The 17,718-nt window shown below is 74.6% G+C and carries 18 protein-coding genes; 11 read left to right on the top strand and 7 right to left on the bottom strand.

All coding sequences use genetic code 11. The features are described 5' to 3' along the window. The first annotated feature begins 24 nt into the window (after positions 1 to 24). The gene (locus AC1WTP_RS03655) at positions 25 to 912 is read left to right on the top strand and encodes an LLM class flavin-dependent oxidoreductase (RefSeq protein ID WP_481647891.1); all 888 of its coding nucleotides are present in this window, start codon (positions 25 to 27) and stop codon (positions 910 to 912) included. Between the two features lie 36 nt (positions 913 to 948). Here the strand turns inward: AC1WTP_RS03655 and AC1WTP_RS03650 are convergent, their stop codons facing one another. Then, positions 949 to 1,380, bottom strand: coding sequence for an ASCH domain-containing protein (locus AC1WTP_RS03650; RefSeq protein ID WP_481647809.1), 432 nt, complete (start codon positions 1,378 to 1,380; stop codon positions 949 to 951). Between the two features lie 104 nt (positions 1,381 to 1,484). Between AC1WTP_RS03650 and AC1WTP_RS03645 the strand changes: the two genes are divergently transcribed. Then, positions 1,485 to 2,015, top strand: a complete 531-nt coding sequence (locus AC1WTP_RS03645) for an alpha/beta fold hydrolase (protein WP_481647808.1) — start codon at positions 1,485 to 1,487, stop codon at positions 2,013 to 2,015. Between the two features lie 34 nt (positions 2,016 to 2,049). Here AC1WTP_RS03645 and AC1WTP_RS03640 read toward each other — a convergent pair whose 3' ends face one another. Further along, the gene (locus AC1WTP_RS03640) at positions 2,050 to 2,601 is read right to left on the bottom strand and encodes a phosphoribosyltransferase family protein (RefSeq protein ID WP_481647807.1); all 552 of its coding nucleotides are present in this window, start codon (positions 2,599 to 2,601) and stop codon (positions 2,050 to 2,052) included. Positions 2,602 to 2,797: 196 nt separating this feature from the next. Here AC1WTP_RS03640 and AC1WTP_RS03635 point away from each other — a divergent pair, with 196 nt between their 5' ends. The 4 genes from AC1WTP_RS03635 to AC1WTP_RS03620 all read left to right on the top strand — a co-directional run bounded on the left by AC1WTP_RS03635 (position 2,798) and on the right by AC1WTP_RS03620 (position 7,218). After that, a complete protein-coding gene (locus AC1WTP_RS03635; protein WP_481647806.1) occupies positions 2,798 to 3,415 on the top strand; it encodes a septal ring lytic transglycosylase RlpA family protein in 618 nt (205 codons plus the stop codon). Positions 3,416 to 3,515: 100 nt separating this feature from the next. After that, positions 3,516 to 4,643, top strand: a complete 1,128-nt coding sequence (locus AC1WTP_RS03630; protein WP_447134978.1) for a PP2C family protein-serine/threonine phosphatase — start codon at positions 3,516 to 3,518, stop codon at positions 4,641 to 4,643. A 161-nt stretch (positions 4,644 to 4,804) separates the two neighbouring features. After that, positions 4,805 to 6,661 (top strand): acyl-CoA dehydrogenase, encoded by a 1,857-nt coding sequence (locus tag AC1WTP_RS03625; RefSeq protein WP_481647805.1) that lies wholly within the window; start codon positions 4,805 to 4,807, stop codon positions 6,659 to 6,661. Between the two features lie 287 nt (positions 6,662 to 6,948). Further along, positions 6,949 to 7,218: a DUF6458 family protein gene (locus AC1WTP_RS03620; RefSeq protein WP_155329506.1), complete on the top strand. Its 270-nt coding sequence runs from the start codon at positions 6,949 to 6,951 to the stop codon at positions 7,216 to 7,218. Positions 7,219 to 7,371: 153 nt separating this feature from the next. Here AC1WTP_RS03620 and AC1WTP_RS03615 read toward each other — a convergent pair whose 3' ends face one another. Further along, positions 7,372 to 7,911 (bottom strand): SixA phosphatase family protein, encoded by a 540-nt coding sequence (locus AC1WTP_RS03615; RefSeq protein WP_481647804.1) that lies wholly within the window; start codon positions 7,909 to 7,911, stop codon positions 7,372 to 7,374. 114 nt (positions 7,912 to 8,025) lie between these two features. On the opposite strand from AC1WTP_RS03615, the gene AC1WTP_RS03610 reads away from it, so the two are divergent. Together AC1WTP_RS03610 and AC1WTP_RS03605 are read left to right on the top strand one after the other, a co-directional pair. Beyond that, on the top strand, positions 8,026 to 8,313 hold the full coding sequence (locus AC1WTP_RS03610; RefSeq protein ID WP_481647803.1) for a DUF6458 family protein: 288 nt from the start codon (positions 8,026 to 8,028) through the stop codon (positions 8,311 to 8,313). Between the two features lie 191 nt (positions 8,314 to 8,504). Then, positions 8,505 to 9,149, top strand: a complete 645-nt coding sequence (locus tag AC1WTP_RS03605; protein ID WP_481647802.1) for a dihydrofolate reductase family protein — start codon at positions 8,505 to 8,507, stop codon at positions 9,147 to 9,149. A gap of 242 nt (positions 9,150 to 9,391) precedes the next feature. On the opposite strand, the gene trhA is transcribed toward AC1WTP_RS03605, so the two are convergent. Then, positions 9,392 to 10,069 carry a PAQR family membrane homeostasis protein TrhA gene (trhA, locus tag AC1WTP_RS03600; protein ID WP_481647801.1) on the bottom strand — a complete coding sequence of 226 codons (678 nt, stop codon included), beginning with the start codon at positions 10,067 to 10,069 and terminating at the stop codon, positions 9,392 to 9,394. 108 nt (positions 10,070 to 10,177) lie between these two features. On the opposite strand from trhA, the gene AC1WTP_RS03595 reads away from it, so the two are divergent. The 3 genes from AC1WTP_RS03595 to AC1WTP_RS03585 are packed head-to-tail and all read left to right on the top strand — an operon-like array spanning position 10,178 to position 12,376. Beyond that, positions 10,178 to 10,789 carry a 5-oxoprolinase subunit B family protein gene (locus AC1WTP_RS03595; RefSeq protein ID WP_481647800.1) on the top strand — a complete coding sequence of 204 codons (612 nt, stop codon included), beginning with the start codon at positions 10,178 to 10,180 and terminating at the stop codon, positions 10,787 to 10,789. Next, positions 10,786 to 11,643, top strand: coding sequence for a 5-oxoprolinase subunit C family protein (locus AC1WTP_RS03590; RefSeq protein ID WP_481647799.1), 858 nt, complete (start codon positions 10,786 to 10,788; stop codon positions 11,641 to 11,643). The genes AC1WTP_RS03595 and AC1WTP_RS03590 overlap by 4 nt, the downstream gene beginning before the upstream one ends. Further along, positions 11,627 to 12,376: a LamB/YcsF family protein gene (locus AC1WTP_RS03585; RefSeq protein WP_481647798.1), complete on the top strand. Its 750-nt coding sequence runs from the start codon at positions 11,627 to 11,629 to the stop codon at positions 12,374 to 12,376. Before AC1WTP_RS03590 ends, AC1WTP_RS03585 begins: the two co-directional genes overlap by 17 nt. An 84-nt stretch (positions 12,377 to 12,460) precedes the next feature. Here AC1WTP_RS03585 and AC1WTP_RS03580 read toward each other — a convergent pair whose 3' ends face one another. From AC1WTP_RS03580 to AC1WTP_RS03570, 3 genes are all read right to left on the bottom strand, one after another. After that, positions 12,461 to 14,293, bottom strand: coding sequence for an NHL domain-containing thioredoxin family protein (locus AC1WTP_RS03580; protein WP_481647797.1), 1,833 nt, complete (start codon positions 14,291 to 14,293; stop codon positions 12,461 to 12,463). Between the two features lie 125 nt (positions 14,294 to 14,418). Beyond that, positions 14,419 to 17,070 carry an LppU/SCO3897 family protein gene (locus AC1WTP_RS03575; protein WP_481647796.1) on the bottom strand — a complete coding sequence of 884 codons (2,652 nt, stop codon included), beginning with the start codon at positions 17,068 to 17,070 and terminating at the stop codon, positions 14,419 to 14,421. Between the two features lie 346 nt (positions 17,071 to 17,416). Beyond that, positions 17,417 to 17,554, bottom strand: coding sequence for a hypothetical protein (locus AC1WTP_RS03570; RefSeq protein ID WP_481647795.1), 138 nt, complete (start codon positions 17,552 to 17,554; stop codon positions 17,417 to 17,419). Positions 17,555 to 17,718: the final 164 nt, after the last annotated feature.

Raw genomic sequence — 17,718 nt, 5'->3', positions numbered from 1 at the left:
GACCGGCCCGTGCCGGTTAGGCTGCTGATCATGCGGATTGGCATCGTGATCCTTCCCGACCAGCGCTGGTCCGAGTCGCAGCGCCGCTGGCGGCGGGCGGACGAGTGGGGCTTCGACCACGCCTGGACGTACGACCACCTGGGCTGGCGGGACCTGGTCGACGGGCCGTGGTTCGACTCGGTGACCACGCTGACCGCCGCCGCGACGGTGACCTCCCGGATCCGGCTCGGCACGCTGGTCGCCTCGCCCAACTTCCGGCACCCGGCCGCGTTCGCCCGGCAGGTGACCGCGCTCGACGACGTCTCCAACGGCCGGCTGCTGCTCGGCCTCGGCGCGGGCGGCATCGGCTTCGACGCCACCGTGCTCGGCGGGGAGACGCTGCCGCCGCGCCAGCGGGTGGACCGGTTCGGCGAGTTCACCGAACTGCTCGACCTGGTGCTCCGCGAGGACGGGACGACCTGGCGCGGCGACTGGTTCGCCGCGGTCGACGCCCGGAACAACCCCGGCTGCGTGCAGACGCCCCGGGTGCCGTTCGTGGTGGCGGCGAACGGGCCCCGCTCGATGAAGCTGGTGGCCCGGTTCGGTCAGGGCTGGGTCACCACCGGCACCGGCGGCGACGACCTGGACAGCTGGTGGGACGGGGTCACCGAGGTCTGCGCCCGGCTGGACAAGACGCTGGCCGCGACCGGCCGCGACCCGGCCACCCTGGACCGCTACCTCTCGCTCGACTCGGCACCGGTCTTCTCGCTGCGCAGCGCCCAGTTCTTCGCCGACCAGGTCGGCCGCGCCGCCGCGCTCGGCTTCACCGACGTGGTCACCCACTGGCCCCGGGCCAGCAGTTGGTACGCCGGCGACGAGGACGTGCTGGTGGACGTGGCCACCCGGCTGCTGCCCGAGCTGCGCCGGGCCTGACCGTTCCCGCCCGCCCGGTCGGCGGCGGCCCGGCGGCTACGGACCGAGGTCTCCGGTGGCGACGCCACCCTCGCCGCCGGAGACCAGCCGGAAGCGGATGCAGACGACCTGGGTGTCGTCGGTGACGGGGGTGCCGACGCGCGCCCAGTAGGCCGCGTGGCCGGCCCGCCACTCCTCGATCGAGCGGTCACCCTCCCCTTCGGAGCGGGCGAAGTCCCAGGGCACCTCGGCGAAGCGGACCACCTCGACGCCGGTCACCTCGACCACACCGGCCAGCGCGTCCTGGTCGTCGACGAGCACCAGTCGCTCGCCCACGTGCTCCAGTTCCTCGCCCTCCTCGGCGTACTCGGTGAGCAGGCCGGCGGTCGCCGTCTTCACCCCGGCCAGCACCAGCGTGTTCAGTTTCGTCCGCAGTTCCCCGGGAGTGCCGAGGGCGAGCGTGCGCAGTCCACCGATCCGAGGCCACATCCTGCCGAGGCTACGCCCGGGCCGGTCCGGGGTCGCTACATTTGCCGCCCACGAACGGACCGTCCGGCGCTACGGTGGGCGGATCGACGATCAGGAGGCGGCACATGGCGGACCGGCGAGCGGTGCTCATCCCCGGCAGAGGCTACGACACGCGGTTCCCGCTCTTCCTCTACCTGGGCGAGGCGCTGCGCCGCGCCGGCTTCGCCCTGCACGCCGTCTCCTGGCAGGTGCCGGAGCGGTTCGGCCCCGAGCGGAACGGGGCGGACCCGGCGGTCGGCTGGGTGTCCGGGCAGGTCGCCCCGACCCTCACCGGGCGGATGGACCTGTTGGTCGGCAAGTCACTCGGCACGCTGGCCGCGCCGCTCGCCGCCGATCGAGGACTGCCCGCCGTCTGGCTCACGCCGCTGCTGCACGTGCCCGAGGTGGTCGACGCGCTGCGCCGCGCCACCGCACCGTTCCTGCTGGTCGGAGGCACCGCCGACCCCTCCTGGGACGGCTCGGTCGCCCGCCGGCTCACCCCCCACCTGGTGGAGATCGAGGAGGCCGACCACGCGCTGATGGTGCCGGGCCCGCTGGCCCGCTCGGCCGAGGCGCTCGGTCAGGTCTGCACCGCCGTCGAGAAGTTCGTGCGCTGAGCTGAGCCGGCGCGCCCGGACCGCGCGGCGCCGGTCAGGCGTGCAGCGCGTCGGCGGTCACCAGGCCCCGGATCCCCAGTTCGGCGGCGACCTCGGGGGCGCAGTCGAGCACCACGGTGGCGGTGCCGACCGGTCGGGCGCCCCGCGCGGCGCAGATCTCGTAGAGCGCGCGCACCTGCGCCCCGGTGGCCACCCAGTCGTCCACCACCAGCACCCGGTCGTCCCGGTCGAGGGCGCGGTCCCGGACGGCCAGGTCCACCCGCCGGCCGCGGAAGTCCGGAGGGCTCTGCGCCCAGGTCAGCGGCCCGGCCGGCAGGCGGCCGTCGCCCGGCTTGTGCGCCGGCACGAAACCGACCCCGAGGGCGGTCGCGGCCAGCGGACCGAGCAGGAAGCCGGTGACCGCGGGCGAGACGACCACCGTGGGCCGGGCGGCCCGGAACGGCTCCACCAGGGCCGGGCCCAGCCGGGCGAGCAGCTGCGGATCCCGCCACCAGCCGGAGACGTCGCTGACCAGGTGGCTGGCGCCGGGGCCGGGATCGATCCACCGGAACAGCTCGACCAGACGTTCGCTCAGCTCAGCGGGCATGGCACCCATCCTCCGGGATCGGTGCGACGTCGTGCGGGCGGCCGGTGACCGGGCCGGGCGGCCCACCTCGGGTCGGATGATCGGCTACACGTATCACCGCAATTACGGGCATACCACAATGATCACGTTGACTTCGGAAGTGCTTCTCTCGTTACGGTCCGAGCCGGTTTGTTCAGATCAGGAAAGGACCGGTCCGGTGGCTGGTAGGCACTCCCGTACCCGCAGGTTCTCCTCGCCGGCCGGTCTCGCGGCCACCGCCGGGCTCGCCGTCGCGCTCGCCGTCGGTGGCACCGTGGGCGCCGTGCGGCTCACCGCCGGTGCGGAGCCGGCGCGGCCGGTCGCCGTCGACGTCCCGCCGGTCGCCTCGCCGACCAGCGCCGCCCCCACCTCGCCGAGCGCCAGCCCGTCGCCCAGCGTGACCGCGAGCCCCACGGCCACCCGGTCCCCGCAGGCGCCGTCCCGCAGCAAGCCCCGCACCGCAAGCCCGAAGCCCACCGCGACGGCGAAGAAGACCACCACGTCCAAGGTCGTGGACAGCGGCTCGTGCGGCGCCTCGTTCTATTCCGAGGGCCAGCTCACCGCCAACGGCGAGAACTTCGACCCGGACGCGCTGACCGCCGCGCACAAGACGCTGCCGTTCAACACCCGGGTCCGGGTGACCAACCCGGACAACGGCAAATCCGTGACCGTACGCATCAACGACCGCGGCCCGTTCATCGAGGGACGCTGCCTGGACCTGTCCCGGGCCGCGTTCGCCGAGATCGCCTCGCCCGACCTCGGGCACGTGGACGTGCGCTACGAGGTGCTCGGCTGAGCCAGTGCCGGACGGCGATCGGCCCGACGACGCGATCCGGGCGGTCAGAACCTCCTCAGTCGACGGGCCAGCTTCATTCACCCGTTCACGTCCATCAGGCATGCTGTCCTTCGTACGCACGCATCCCTTCCAGTCGGGCCGCGGCCCGCTGAGCCCCGGATCCCGCGCCGGCCTCGGCGCGGCCCTCGTCCTGCTCGCGATCGTCTCCGCGGTGGAGCTGGCGGACGGCCGCGCGGCGAACTACATCGCGCTGATGGTGGCGGCCCCGTTCCTCGCCGCGGCGCTGGCGTCCTGGCGGGTGGTGCTCGGCGTGGGCGCCGCCGCGACGGTGCTCGGGGCCAGCTTCGCGCTGGCCGAGCAGACCGTCTCGCTCGCCACCACGGTCGCGGTGGTCGGCATCGCGCTGGGCACCGGCATCGCGGCGGCGGTGGCCGCGGTACGGCAGCGGCAGGCCGAGCAGATCGCCGAGCTGTCCAAGCTGGCGGCGGTGGCCCAGCAGGCGGTGCTGCGCCCGCTCGGCCCGCAGGTCGGCACGCTCTCGGTGGCCGGCCGCTACATCTCCTCTACGGCGACGGCCGAGATCGGCGGCGACCTGTACGAGGCGATCGACACCCCGTACGGGGTGCGGATGATCATCGGCGACGTGCGGGGCAAGGGGCTGGAGGCGGTCCGGCTGGCCAGCATCGTGCTGGGCTCCTACCGGCACGTGGCGTACGAACGGGCCGACCTGCGCGCCATCGTGGCCGACCTGGACCGGGCGGTGGCCCGCAGCGTCGGCGACGAGGACTTCGTCACCGCGGCGCTGGTCGAGGAGCGGGGCGGGACGCTCACCATCGTCAACTGCGGCCACCCCCCGCCCCTGCTGCTGCGGCGCGGCGCGGTGATCCCGCTCGAACCGCCGGCTCCGGCCCCGCCGCTGGGCTTCATGCCGGTGGTCCGGCCCCGGGTGGAGCGGCTGGAACCGGGCGACCGGCTGCTGCTCTTCACCGACGGGCTCGGCGAGGCCCGCCGGGACGGGGAGTTCTTCCCGACCGCCGACCGGGCCTGGCGGCTGCTCGGCCACGGCACGGTCGCCGACGGGCTGGCCTCGCTGGAGACGGCGCTGGTGGAGTGGGTGCACGGCCGGCTCGACGACGACATCGCCCTGGTGCTGATGGAGTACACCGGCTCCCGGGGCGGCCCGGACGCGGCCGTGCCGAGCTGGGAGGTCGGCGCGGCCGAGGGCTGAGCGAAGGCCGCCCGGGGCCCCGCTGCGGGGACGTGACCCACAGCTGAACCGGAAGTGTGTAATCGCTGTCACTTCCGGAAGCGGGTTGTCGTCCCTACCCGCGAGTAATAGAGTCGGGGTTACTGATCGGTAACACCTGTCCGGAAGCGGGGCCAGCGAGCATGACCCACTACAAGAGCAACCTTCGGGACCTCGAGTTCAACCTCTTCGAGGTCTTCGGAGCGGACCGGGCGTTCGGCCAGGAGCCGTACTCGGATCTCGACATCGACACCGCGCGCAGCTTCCTCGCCGAGGTCGATCGCCTCGCCCGCGAGGACCTGGCCGCCAGCTACACGGACAGCGACCGCAACCCGCCGGTCTTCGACCCGGCCACGCACACCGCGCCGCTGCCGGAGTCGTTCAAGAAGTCGTACCGGGCCTTCATGGAGTCCGAGTTCTGGCGGCTCGACCTCCCGCCGGAGCTGGACGGCACCAACGCCCCGCGGGCCCTGTGGTGGGCGCTCGCCGAACTGGTCCTCGGCTCGAACGCCCCGGTCTGGATGTACGCCTCCGGCCCGTCCTTCGCGCACGTGCTGCACGTCGAGGGCACCGAGCAGCAGAAGAAGTGGGCCAAGCTCTTCATCGACAAGCAGTGGGGCTCCACGATGGTGCTCACCGAGCCGGACGCCGGCTCGGACGTGGGCGCCGGTCGCACCCGGGCCATCCCGCAGCCGGACGGCTCGTGGCACATCGAGGGCGTGAAGCGCTTCATCACCTCCGGTGAGCACGACCTGACCGACAACATCGTGCACTACGTGCTGGCCCGTCCGGTCGGCGTCGAGGGCGTGGGCGGCCCGGGCACCAAGGGTCTGTCGCTCTTCGTGGTGCCGAAGTACCACTTCGACGAGAACACCGGCGAGCTGGGCGAGCGCAACGGCGTCTTCGCCACCAACGTCGAGCACAAGATGGGCCTGAAGGTCTCGAACACCTGCGAGATGACCTTCGGCGAGCACGGCGTGCCGGCCAAGGGCTGGCTGCTGGGTGAGAAGCACGACGGCATCCGGCAGATGTTCATGATCATCGAGTACGCCCGGATGATGGTGGGCACCAAGGCGATCGCCACGCTCTCCACCGGCTACCTGAACGCCCTCGAGTACGCCAAGAACCGGGTGCAGGGCGCCGACCTCGTCCAGCAGGCCGACAAGACCGCGCCGCGGGTGACCATCACCCACCACCCGGACGTGCGCCGCTCGCTGCTGCTGCAGAAGTCGTACGCCGAGGGCCTGCGCGCGCTGGTCTGCTACACCGCCTCCTGGCAGGACAAGGTCGCCATCGCCGAGGCGGCCGGCGACGAGAAGGCCACGAAGCTGGCCAAGCGCGTCAACGACCTGCTGCTGCCGCTGGTCAAGGGCGTCGGTTCGGAGCGGGCGTACGAGCTGCTCGGCCACGAGTCGCTGCAGACCTTCGGCGGCTCCGGCTTCCTCCAGGACTACCCGCTGGAGCAGTACGTCCGGGACGCCAAGATCGACACTCTCTACGAGGGCACCACCGCCATCCAGAGCCTGGACCTGATCTTCCGGAAGATCGTCCGGGACAACGGCAAGGCCCTGATGGCGGTGGCCGGCGAGATCCAGGAGTTCATCACCACCGAGGGCGGCAACGGCCAGCTCAAGGAGGAGCGGCAGGCGCTGGGCAAGGCGCTCGCCGAGATCCAGAACATCCTCGGCGTGATGACCGGCTGGCTGGGCGAGGCGCAGGGCGGCGACACCCGGGCCCTCTACAGGGTCGGCCTGAGCAGCCGCCGGTTCCTGCTGGCGATCGGCGACCTGGTGGTCGGCTGGCTGCTCCAGCGGCAGGCCGACGTGGCGCTGCGGGCGCTGAACGGCGAGGTGTCCGCGGCCGACAAGGCGTTCTACACCGGCAAGGTGGCCGCCGCCCGGTTCTTCGCCCGCGAGGTGCTGCCCCGCATCGGCGCCGACCGGCGGATCATCGAGGGCGCCGACCTCGACATCATGGACCTCCCGGAGGCGGCCTTCTGAGGCACGCCGTACCGCGCCCCGGCGCGGCGGGCTCGACCCGGCACTGAACCCGGCATCGACGGCCGGCGGGCACCCCCCGCCGGCCGTCGGCGTGTCTCAGGGCTCGGTGGGGCGTGCCGGAGTGTCCGGATCGCCCCGCGATCGTCCGTACCACGCGGGCCGCGCGCAGGTGGAACGTCGGCGGATTCGGGGGTGCCGGCCGGGTAGCCCGTCGGCGTGGCGGGTATCCGTCGCGGGACCACGTCAGAGCACGCCCAGAAGCCACCGCACGGGGGAGTGCAGCGCACATGGGCATTGGTAGCGGGATCTTCCTGATCGCCGTCGGTGCGATCCTGACCTTCGCCATCAGAGCCAACGTCTGGTGGCTCGACCTGCGCGCGGTCGGCTGGGTGTTCATCCTGGCCGGGCTGGCCGTACTGCTCACCACGCTCTGGTTCTGGCAGGACCGCCGCAAGCGGGCGCGGACGCTGATCGTGGAGGAGAACCGGCTGTCGCACCCGACCGCGATGATGCCGCCGCCACCCGATCCGCCGCCGCCGACCGCGCCGCCCTCCTGAGCCGGCCGGCAGACACCTGACGGCAACCCTCCTGAACGCCGCCACCAGCGGCCCCGAGCCACCCGCCGAGCACCGGGCGGGTGGCTCGTCCACGTCCACGCACCGGCTCGGGCACGCGTCGGCGTAGTCGCCCCGCCGCCGGCGTCGGCCGGCTCAGCCCCGGGCGGTGTGCCGGTCGGTGATCGCGGCCGAACCCCGGCCCAGCTCCGCCCACGGCGCGCCGGCCCGGTGCACCACCAGGTCGGTGGTGCGCAGCCCGTCCTGGTCCGCCCGCTCCGGGTCGAGCAGCGCGGAGAAGAGCGAGACGCCCGGGTTGTGGGCGACCAGCAGCACCGTCCGGGCGGCCGGGTCGACCCGTCGTACCAGGGCCAGCAGGTCCTCCGGCTGCGCCTCGTAGGCGTCGGCCTCGTAGTGGACCGCGGGGGCGGGGCCGGCCGGACCGCCCTCCGGTGGGCTGCCGGTCATGCCCATCGCCACCTGGTGCCAGGTCTGCCGGGTGCGCCGGGCGGCCGAGCAGATCACCACGTCCGGCAGCAGGCCGTGCCGGGCCAGCCAGGCGCCGGCCGCGGCGGCGTCGGCCTGCCCGCGTGCGGACAACGGGCGGTTGACGTCCGGTCCGTCCTCGTCGGGCGGCTCGGCCTTCGAGTGCCGGAGCAGCACCAGCGTCCGTTCCTCGGCGTGCGCGTCCGTCATGTCCACAGCTTGCCCGATTGGCGATCACAGCGCCGGGGTAAGTCGATGGATGCCGCAACCTCACCGATGGCCGCGGCGGAGGGAAACGCCAGCTACAGCCGAGGAGGCGACGAAATGGGCATTGGTGGCAGCATCTTCCTGATCGCACTGGGTGCGATCTTCGCGTTCGCCGTGCAGGCGGATCTGGGCTGGCTCGACCTGAGCGTCGTCGGCTGGGTGCTGATGCTCGCCGGGGTCGCCGGCCTGCTCGTCACCCTCTACTTCTGGAACTCGCGGCGGCGCACCGTGGCCGCCACCCCCGCCCGGGATGACCGGGTGGTGGCCGAGCGGGTCGTGCCGGTGCAGGACGACCGGGTCGTGCAGGAGTACCGCGAGGTGCGCCGGCCGGGCCGGACGGTCTGACGGGCTCCGCGCCAACCCCCTCGTCCGGGGGCTCCGCGACCTGGCGGGGCCCCCGGGCGCACGTCCGCCTGGTACCACGGCCGATGCAGCGGGCGAGGCAGTACGAAGTTGGGTGGCGTCACAGCGATGAGTTTGCCGTTGCCCACAGGTCTACCTCCCGACCGAGACAACCAACTCATCGGGAGCAGGGCATGGGCCTCATCCACATCGAGCTGTTCGCAACCCTCGACCTCGTCGGGCAGGCGCCCGGCGGCCCCGACGAGGACCCGGTGGGGTTCCCGTTCGGCGGCTGGCAGGCACCCCTGCTGGACGAGGTCGCCGGGGCGCAGGTCGGTGCCGCGTACGAGGGCACGGACGCCCTCCTGCTCGGCCGGCGGACGTACGACATCTTCGCCGCCTACTGGCCGTACCAGGAGAGCGGCGAGGACAACGAGATCGCCACGCTCTTCAACAGCGTCCCGAAGTACGTGGCCTCCCGCGGCAGGCCCGACCTCTCGTGGGCCGGGTCCACCCAGCTCGGCCCGGATCTGGCCGGCGCGGTGCGCGAGATCCGGGACCGGCACGAGCACGTGAAGGTCGTCGGGAGCCTGAACCTGGTGCAGACCCTCCTGCGCGAGAAGCTCTTCGACCGTCTCGACCTCTGGGTGCACCCGATCGTCCTCGGCGCCGGGAAGAAGGTGTTCGACGGTGGCGCGGTGCCCACGAACGTCACACTCCTCGAACCGCCGGTAGCCAGTCCGAAGGGCACCGTCTACCTGCGCTACGGGCGCGCCGATGGGACGCCCGGCACGGGGGACATGAGCGCACCCGATCGCGGTGTCGGGCGCGACGACTGAAGAAGCCCCACGTCAGGTGGGCCCGTGTCGTCGGCGGTGGATCCGCCAGGTCGGCATTCCGTCACGGCGTCGGCAGTTCGAGGTGCCGACGCCGTGACGAGGTGCCTCGCCCCAGGGGTCACCGCCGTCACCCATCTGGCTCGGTGCTGCCGCGGCCACCGCCAGAGTCGTCCTGTTCCACACGAGCGACGAAGCATTCCGGCGGCCGCCCCACGTCCGCGGCCCGCTCCAGGGCTGGAGTGCTAGGCGAAGAGCGCGAAGTAGATGGCGATGTGGTGGCAGATCGCGGCGAGCAGGGTGCAGGCGTGGAAGAACTCGTGGTGACCGAAGACGGTGGGCCACGGGTTGGGCCGGCGTAGCGCGTAGAAGACGGCGCCGGCGCTGTAGATGGCGCCGCCGACGCTCAGCAGCACCAGCGCGGCCACGCCGCCCTCGTGCAGGATGTCCGGCAGCATCGCGACCGACACCCACCCGAGGGCCAGGTAGAGCGGCGCGGAGACCCAGCGGGGCGCGTGCGGCCAGATCAGCTTGAGGGCCACCCCGGCCAGCGCGCCACCCCAGACCAGCGACAGCATGACCACGGCCGGTCGGAATTCCAGCAGCAGCACGCAGAACGGCGTGTAGGTGCCGGCGATGAACAGGAAGATCATCGAATGGTCCAGCCGGCGCATGATCTGGTAGCCGCGCTCCGACCACACCCGACGGTGGTAGAGGGCGCTGGTGCCGAAGAGGCCGCACACCGTCAGGCTGTAGACGAGGCAACTGGCCAGCGGCGCCCAGCCGGGCCGGGTGGCGGCGATCGCGCAGAGCACGATCCCGCAGACGAGCGCGACGAAGAACGCGTAGGTGTGCAGCCAGCCGCGCATCCGGGGTTTACCGATGTCGACCGGCTTGAGCCGAAGCGGTGCGGAGGTGGTCACGCCAACAGGTTACGGCACCGTAGGTTACTTGTTGGTAGTGCGACCGGTCACTCCCGCGCCGGGCCCTGTGCCCTCCCGCCTTCCAGGCTGATCCGCGAGGATGACGGGATGCGGATCCGACCCGTCGGGGCGCACGCCCTGCTGCTCGACTGCGACCACCCCGACCAGGTGCAGGGGTGGCGGGCCGAGCTGTGGCGCCGGCGGGAGCGCGGCGAGTTGACCGCCGACGAGATCGTGCCGGCGGCCGCCACCGTCCTGCTCGACGGTGTGCCCGACCCGGCGGCGACCGCCACGCTGATCGCCGGCTGGGCTCCCCGACCGGCCACCACCACGGCCGCCGCCGAGCCGGTCGAGGTCCCGGTGACGTACGACGGGGAGGATCTGCCCGTCGTCGCCGGCCACTGGGGCGTGGACGTGCCGGCGGTGGTGCGGCGGCTGCGGGAGACCGAGTTCCGGGTGGCCTTCTGCGGCTTCGCGCCCGGGTTCGCGTACCTGACCGGGCTGCCGGCCGAGCTGGCCGTGCCCCGGCTGCCCAGTCCCCGCCCCCGGGTGCCGGCCGGCTCGGTCGCCCTGGCCGGCCCGTACGCCGGGATCTACCCGAGCGCGTCACCGGGGGGCTGGCTGCTGGTCGGGCGCACCGGGATGGCCCTCTTCGACGTGCGGGCCGATCCGCCGGCCCGGCTCACCCCGGGCACCGAGGTGCGCCTGGTGGCCGGATGACCGCGGTGGTCGAGGTGCTCCGGGCCGGTGCGCTCACCACCGTGCAGGACCTGGGCCGGCCCGGCTGGGCGCACCTCGGCGTACCCCGGTCCGGCGCGCTCGACCCGGCGGCGCTGCGGCTGGCCAACCGGCTGGTCGGCAACCCGGAGCCGGCGGCCGGTCTGGAGATCACGCTGACCGGCTGCGACCTCCGCTTCACCCGGGCCGCCACGGTCGCGGTGACGGGCGCCGGCACCGCCGTCCGGGTCGCCGGGCGCCCCGGCGACGTGGGTCGGCCGCTGTCGCTGCCGGCGGGGGCGGTGCTGCGGATCGGTCCGCCCCCCGACGGGCTGCGCAACTGGCTCGCGGTCGGCGGCGGGATCGCCGTCGAACCGGTGCTCGGCAGCCGGTCCACCGACACCCTCTCCGGGCTCGGCCAGCCGCCGCTGCGCGACGGTGACCGGCTGCCGCTGGGCATCCCGCTCGGGCCACCCGCCCCGGTGGACCTGACCGTCGGCCCGTCGGCCCCGGACGAGCTGCGGCTGGCACTGCGGCTCGGCCCCCGCCACGACTGGTTCACCCCGGCGGCGCTGGATCGGCTGTTCGGCACGGCGTACGCGGTGAGCCCGCTGAGCAACCGGGTCGGCGCGCGCCTCACCGGCGCGCCGCTGCCCCGCGCGGTGGCCGGGGAACTGCCCAGCGAGGGGCTCGTCCTCGGCGCGGTGCAGGTGCCGCCGGACGGCCAGCCGCTGATCTTCCTCGCCGGCCATCCGACCACCGGCGGGTACCCGGTCGTCGGGGTGGTGGACGACGTGACCCCGCTCGCGCAGGCCCGGCCAGGCACTACGGTGAGATTTCATGGACCTCAACGCTGACCTCGGCGAGGGCTTCGGCATCTGGCGGCTCGGTGACGACGAGGCGCTGCTGAACCTGGTCACCTCCGCCAACGTCGCCTGCGGCTTCCACGGCGGCGACCCGTCCACCATGCGTCGGGTCTGCGCCGCGGCCGTCCAGCGGGGCGTCGCGATCGGCGCCCAGGTCGGCTACCGGGACCTCGCCGGGTTCGGCCGCCGGCACATCGCGTACGCCTTCTCCGACCTGCGCGACGAGGTCACCTACCAGCTCGGCGCCCTGGACGCGTTCTGTCGGGCGTTCCGCACCCGGGTCCGCTACCTCAAGCCGCACGGCGCGCTCTACCACGCGGCGGCCGGCGACGAGTCCCAGGCCGCGGCGCTGGTCGCCGCGGTCAGCGAGTACGACCACGACCTGCCGGTGCTCTGCTCGCCCGGCTCGGTGCTCGCCCAGCTCGCGGTGGGCGCCGGGCTGCGGGTGGTGGCCGAGGGCTTCGCCGACCGGGGCTACCTGCCGAACGGCTCGCTGGTGCCGCGCACCGCCTTCGGCGCGCTGGTCACCGACCCGGAGGAGGTGGCCGCCCGGGCCGTCCGGATGGCCACCGAGCGCACCGTCGTGGCCGTCGACGGCACCGTGATCCCGTGCCAGGTGGAGTCGATCTGCCTGCACGGCGACAGCCCCGGTGCGGTGGCCGCCGCCGAGCTGGTCCGCGCCGCCCTGATCGACGCCGGCGTCACGCCCGAGCCGTTCGCCTGACGCCCGGTCCGCCGCCGGGATCCGCGCATCGCACGGCAGGAGTGCTCTCGCGGCCACTCCTGCCGTGCGGCTGCCCGGATCGGGTCAGGCGTCGAGGCCGCGGAGGACCAGGGGGAGGCGGGTGGCGGCGCCGTCGACCACCCGGATCGGCACGCCCCAGTCCTGGCGGGTCAGGTGGCAGGCCGCGTGCTCGACGTCGGCGTCGCAGGTCGCCGCCTGCGCGGTCACCTGGAGCACACCGCCGCCGACGTCGCCGTCGACCACCAGCCGGCGGGACAGCTCGGTGCCGGTGCCCGCCCCCTCGACCAGCAGCTCCGGCGGGGAGGCCGAGACCACCAGCCGGGTGGACGGGCCGTACGTCTCGTCCAGCTTCTGCCCGGGCGCGGGGGTGAAGATGACGTCCAGCGTCAGCTCGCCGGCCGCGACGTCGGTCGGCTGCCGCTCGGCGCGGTGCCGGGGGCCGTCCACCGTGCTCGCCCCGGCGGCGGTGAGCGCGCCCGGGGCCAGCCGGGTCAGCCGGTGCGCGGCGGACTCCACCACCAGCACCTCGCCCTCCGGGGTGAGCACCAGGTCGCTCGGCTCGGCCAGCCCGTCCGCGACGGTGGAGACCTGGTCGCTCGCCGGGTCGTAGCGGCGGACGGCGCCGTTGTAGGTGTCGGCGATCAGCACCGAGCCGTCCGGCAGCGCGCAGACCCCGAGCGGGTGCTGGAGCAGCGCCGACGCGGCCGGCCCGTCGACGTGGCCGAAGTCGAAGAGGCCCTGGCCGACGGCGGTGCCCAGGACGCCGCCCTCGACGTAGCGGATGGCGCTGGTCTCGCTGTCGGCGACCCAGAGCCGGGCGCCGTCGGCGGAGACGGAGAGGCCGGAGGGCTGGGCCATCCAGGCGTCGGCCAACGGGCCGTCGCGCAGCGCCTCGACGGTGGTGCCCGCGTACATGCCGGCGGTCCGCTTCACCGGGTCGAACCACCAGAGCTGGTGGATGCCGGCCATCGCGACGACCACCTTGTCGTCGTACCAGGCCAGGTCCCAGGGGGAGGAGAGGTCCACGGCCAGCGCGTCGTGGGCGTGGTCGTCGACCGTGGAGCGCCACTGCCGCCCGGTGCCGGCCACGGTGACCACCTCGCCGGTGGCCAGGCGTACGCCGCGCAGCAGGTGGTTGACGGTGTCCGCGACGACCAGGTCGTAGCCGGCCAGCTCGGCGACGTGCGTGGGGAGCAGGCAGAGCCCCTGCGGCTCGGAGAACCCGGCGGCCTCGGCCGGCCCGTCGGCCCGGCCGCGGCTGCCCGAGCCGATCCGGCGGACCAGCGTCTCGCCGTCCGGCGCCAGCTCGGCCAGCGAGTGCCGGGCCGAGTCCGACACCAGCAGGTTGCCGTTCTCCAGCAGCACCGCCTTGCCGGGGAAACGCAGCGTGGTCTCCGGCTCGGCCGGCGGCACGTACGGGCCGTCGCCGCGGTGCAGAGTGCCCTTGGCCTCGTGGGTGGCGATCAGCTCGTCGATCAGCCGGGCCAGCCCCTCGGCGTGCCCCTCGCCGGCCATGGTGGCCACCACGTAGCCCTCGGGGTCGATCACCGACAGGGTCGGCCAGGCCCGGGCCGCGTACTGCTGCCACATGCCGAGTTCCGGGTCGTCGAGCACCGGGTGGTGCACGCCGTACCGCTCGACCGCCGCCGCGAGGGCGTCCGCGTCCTTCTCGTGCTCGAACTTCGGTGAGTGCACGCCGATCACGACGAGCACGTCGCCGTACTTCTCCTCCAGCGGGCGCAGCTCGTCGAGTACGTGCAGGCAGTTGATACAGCAGAAGGTCCAGAAGTCGGCAATGACGATCTTGCCGCGCAGGTCGGCGAGCTTCAGCTCCCGACCGCCGGTGTTCAGCCAGCCCCGGCCGCGCAGCTCCGGTGCCCGTACTCGTGCGCTCATGTCGCCAGTCTGCCGGACGGCACCCGTCGTTCCGGCCGGTACCCCGGGGCGGGCTCGGTCACATCCGCTCCGAAACGGCGGCGGGGCCACGGTCTCCCGTGGCCCCGCCGGTCGTGCTCGTCCGGTTACTGCCGGGCCGGCTTCAGGCAGAGCACCCGGTTGGGCCCCGCGCCGGCGAGCTCCACGTGCGGCTGCGCCGGGTCGGCGCACTTCTCCTTGGCGTCTACCTTCGACACCACGGTGAAGGCGCCCTCCTCGCCGCAGTCGACCTCGGCGGCGCCGTTGCCCGCCTGCTTGACGCAGCTGCCGAGCTCGTAGGCCGGCCCCTTCTCGTCAGCGCCGACCTTGCCGAGCAGCGTCAGCAGGCCCAGCGGCACGGCCAGGATCAGCACGGCGGCGACCAGCACGGCGGCGAGCACCCGGCCGTTGCGCACCTTGGGGGTGGGCGCCTCGGTCTTCGGCTCCGCCTCCGGCTTGAACGTGTCGAACCGGTTCTGCTCCGCCGGGGTCTGGTCCCAGGACGGGCCGGCCGGCTGCTGCGGCGGCGGCGGGTACGACGGCGGGAAGCCGCCCCCCGGGGTCGCCTCGGGCGTCGGGGCGGGACCGTAACCGGGCGGGGCGCCCACCGCGGCGCCACCGACCGGGGCGCCACCGCCGGCCGGAGCGCCGAAGTGGTCCGCCGGAGCGCCGAAGTGGTCGCCCGGACCGCCGAAGTGGTCGGCCGGGCGGTCGGCGCCGGCGTGCGGCCGCACCCCGTTGACCGGCCGGTTGTTCGCCGGCGCGTCGACGAAGGAGGGCACCCCGGGCGGGAACGCCGGCGGCGGCGCCGGCGAGGCCGGTGCGACCGGCGCGGGCCCGGCGAAACCGTTCGGGCCGGCCGCGGGCCGGTCGTCGAAGCCGTGCGGCCCGGCCGGCGCCCGGTCGTCGAAGCGCGGCTCCGGCGCCTGGTCGAACCGGGGCGGCGGGGCGTGCTCGGTCCGGGACGCGTCCTGCTCGACCGGCTCCGGCTCGTCCGCCGGCTCCGGGCGGGCCGGCCGGCCGTACACCCGGGGCTGCGGCGGGGGCGTACCGGTCGGGCGCTGCGCCTGGTCGGCCGGGGGCATCACCCGGCTGGCCAGCGGCACCGAGGCGCTCGCCGAGACGCTGCCGGCCGCGGGCTCGGCCGCCTCGGGGGAGGTACGCGGGGCGGGCACCACCGGACCGGCCGGGGACTGCGGCTCCTCGTGCCGCGATCCGGCCGGCCCCCAACCCGGCTGCTCCCGCTCGTACGCCGGCGCGCCGCCGTCCCGGGCGGACTGCTCCGCGTAGGCCGGCTGTTCCGGGGCGAACTGGGCGGGCGGAGGGTAGTCGGCCGGCGGTGCGGCGGCCAGGCTGGCGCCCGGCACCCGCTGCTCCTGCGGAGGCAGCGGCACGGCGTTGGCCGGCGAGATGCCAGGCCCGGGGGCGGGCTGGTAGACGGGGGCTTCGGGCCGGCCGGCCACTTGGTCGTTGCCGGCCCGGGCCGGCTCGGCCCCGGCGCGGCCCCACGCCTCCGCGGCGTCCCACGGCTCGACGTTCGGGATGCTCGGCGTGCGGGAGGGCAGGCCGACGTCCGGACCGGCCGGTCGGTCGGCCCCGTTCCACTGCGGCGGCTGCCCCGCACCCGGGGACCAGGCCGGCGGGCCGCCGTCGCCGGGCACCGAGGCGGTGGCCCGCGCCGGTGGGGTGGAGTTCGGCTCGGCCGGCGTCCAGCCGTGCTGTTCCGGCCGGTCGGCGGGCTGCGACGCGGCGGCGGCACCCCACCCGCCGGGCTCGTCGGATGCCGGTGCCGGGTCGTCGGCCGGGCCACCCCAGGCGCCGCCGGGGCGCTGCTCGGCGGAAGCCTCCCAGCCGGCCGGGGACCGGTCGTCCGGCGCGCCCCAGTCGGCCTGCCGCGGCTGCTCGTCCTGCTGCGTGCCGGCCCAGCCGCCGGAGCGCGCCGGGTCGTCCTGCTGCGGCGCGGCGGCCCAGTCGGGCTGCCGGGGGTGGTCGTCCTGCGGCCCGGTGGCCCAGCCGCCGGACTGCTCCGGCCGCGGCTCGGCGTTCCAGCCGGCCGAAGGGGCCGGCTCGTCCTGGCCGGCCCAGGCCGGCGCGGGCGGCGGCACGGCGCCCCGGGCGGCCGGCTCGGGCTGCGCCCAGGCGGGCTGCTCGTCCTGCTGCGTGCCGGCCCAGCCGCCGGAGCGGGCCGGGTCGTCCTGCTGCGGCGCGGCGGCCCAGTCGGGCTGCTGCGGGCGGTCGTCCTGCCGGGCGTGGTCGGTGTGCCAGCCGCCCGACTGCGCCGGGTCCTGGCCGGCGGTGCCGCCGTCCTGGACGGGCCAGGCGTCGGGGGCCGGGACCTGGGCGGCGCCGCGGGCAGCCGGGCCGGGCTGCGCCCAGGCCGGGGCCGACTGCTCGCCCTGCGGCCACCCGGGCTGCTCCGGGGAACCGCCGGCGGCCCACGGCTGCTGGCCGGGTTGCTCACCCTGGGCGGGCCAGCCGGGCTGCGGGTCACCGGCGGGGTTCCAGGCGCCCGGTTCGCCCTGCTGCGGCGGCTGGGCGGCGCCGCGGGCGTCCTGCGGCTGCTCGTGGGACGCGGCCCAGGCCGGAGCGGGCGGGCCCGGCTGCGCGGGGGGTGGCGGCGCCCAGCCCAGGTCGGGCGTGGCCACGCCGTACCCGGTGTGCTGCTGCGCCGGCCGGTCGCCGTACGGCGCCGGTCCGCCGGCGCCCGGCGACACCTCGTCCGGCTCCTGGCCGGGGTGGTGCGGGCCCTCGGACGTCATGCGTGCGCCTCCTCCATCACATGTCGGCCGCCGGTGCCGATCGGTCTGCTCGGCAGGGCTGCCGGCGTCGCCGGCGGTACCGGCCGTGCCGGCTCCCCGCACCGTATCCGGTGGCGGCCCAGGGGCACCCGGGGAGCACTCGGTCGTCACTCCGCGTCGCCGTACGGTGTCGAGCAGCTTCTATCGGCCCGACCCGGTCCGGGTCGACGGGCGATGACCGAGCCCCACCGTACCGGGCGCTGCGGCGAGGTGGAATCCCGGTGCCGAGGGGTGTGAAACGCCGATGACCCGCCCGGCGGACCGGGCGGGTCATCGATCTGGAGGAGGTGAGGAAAGTTGTGGAGCGTCAGCTCATGTGACGCTGGGCGATGGCGAGGATCTCGTCGCGGACCGCGGGCGAGTTGGCCGAGCGCAGCGCGTGCTCGATGGCACGGGCGCGGCGGTGGGCGTCGCGGCGGTTCCGGATTCGGTCGATCATGCTCATGGCGGTCTCTCCTCCTGGCTATTCGGTTGTCAGCCCGTCGTGTCTCTATTGAACCGCAGAACGCCGCCAACTTCCATCGATTCTTAGGTGAGCTGAGACACCTGCCTAACAATCAAAGGTCAGGACCATGTCTCACCGATGTTTCTGTTTCCCTAACGGTCACG

This window comes from Micromonospora sp. R311 (assembly GCF_056780015.1).
This window is presented reverse-complemented; position numbering and strand designations above follow the sequence as displayed.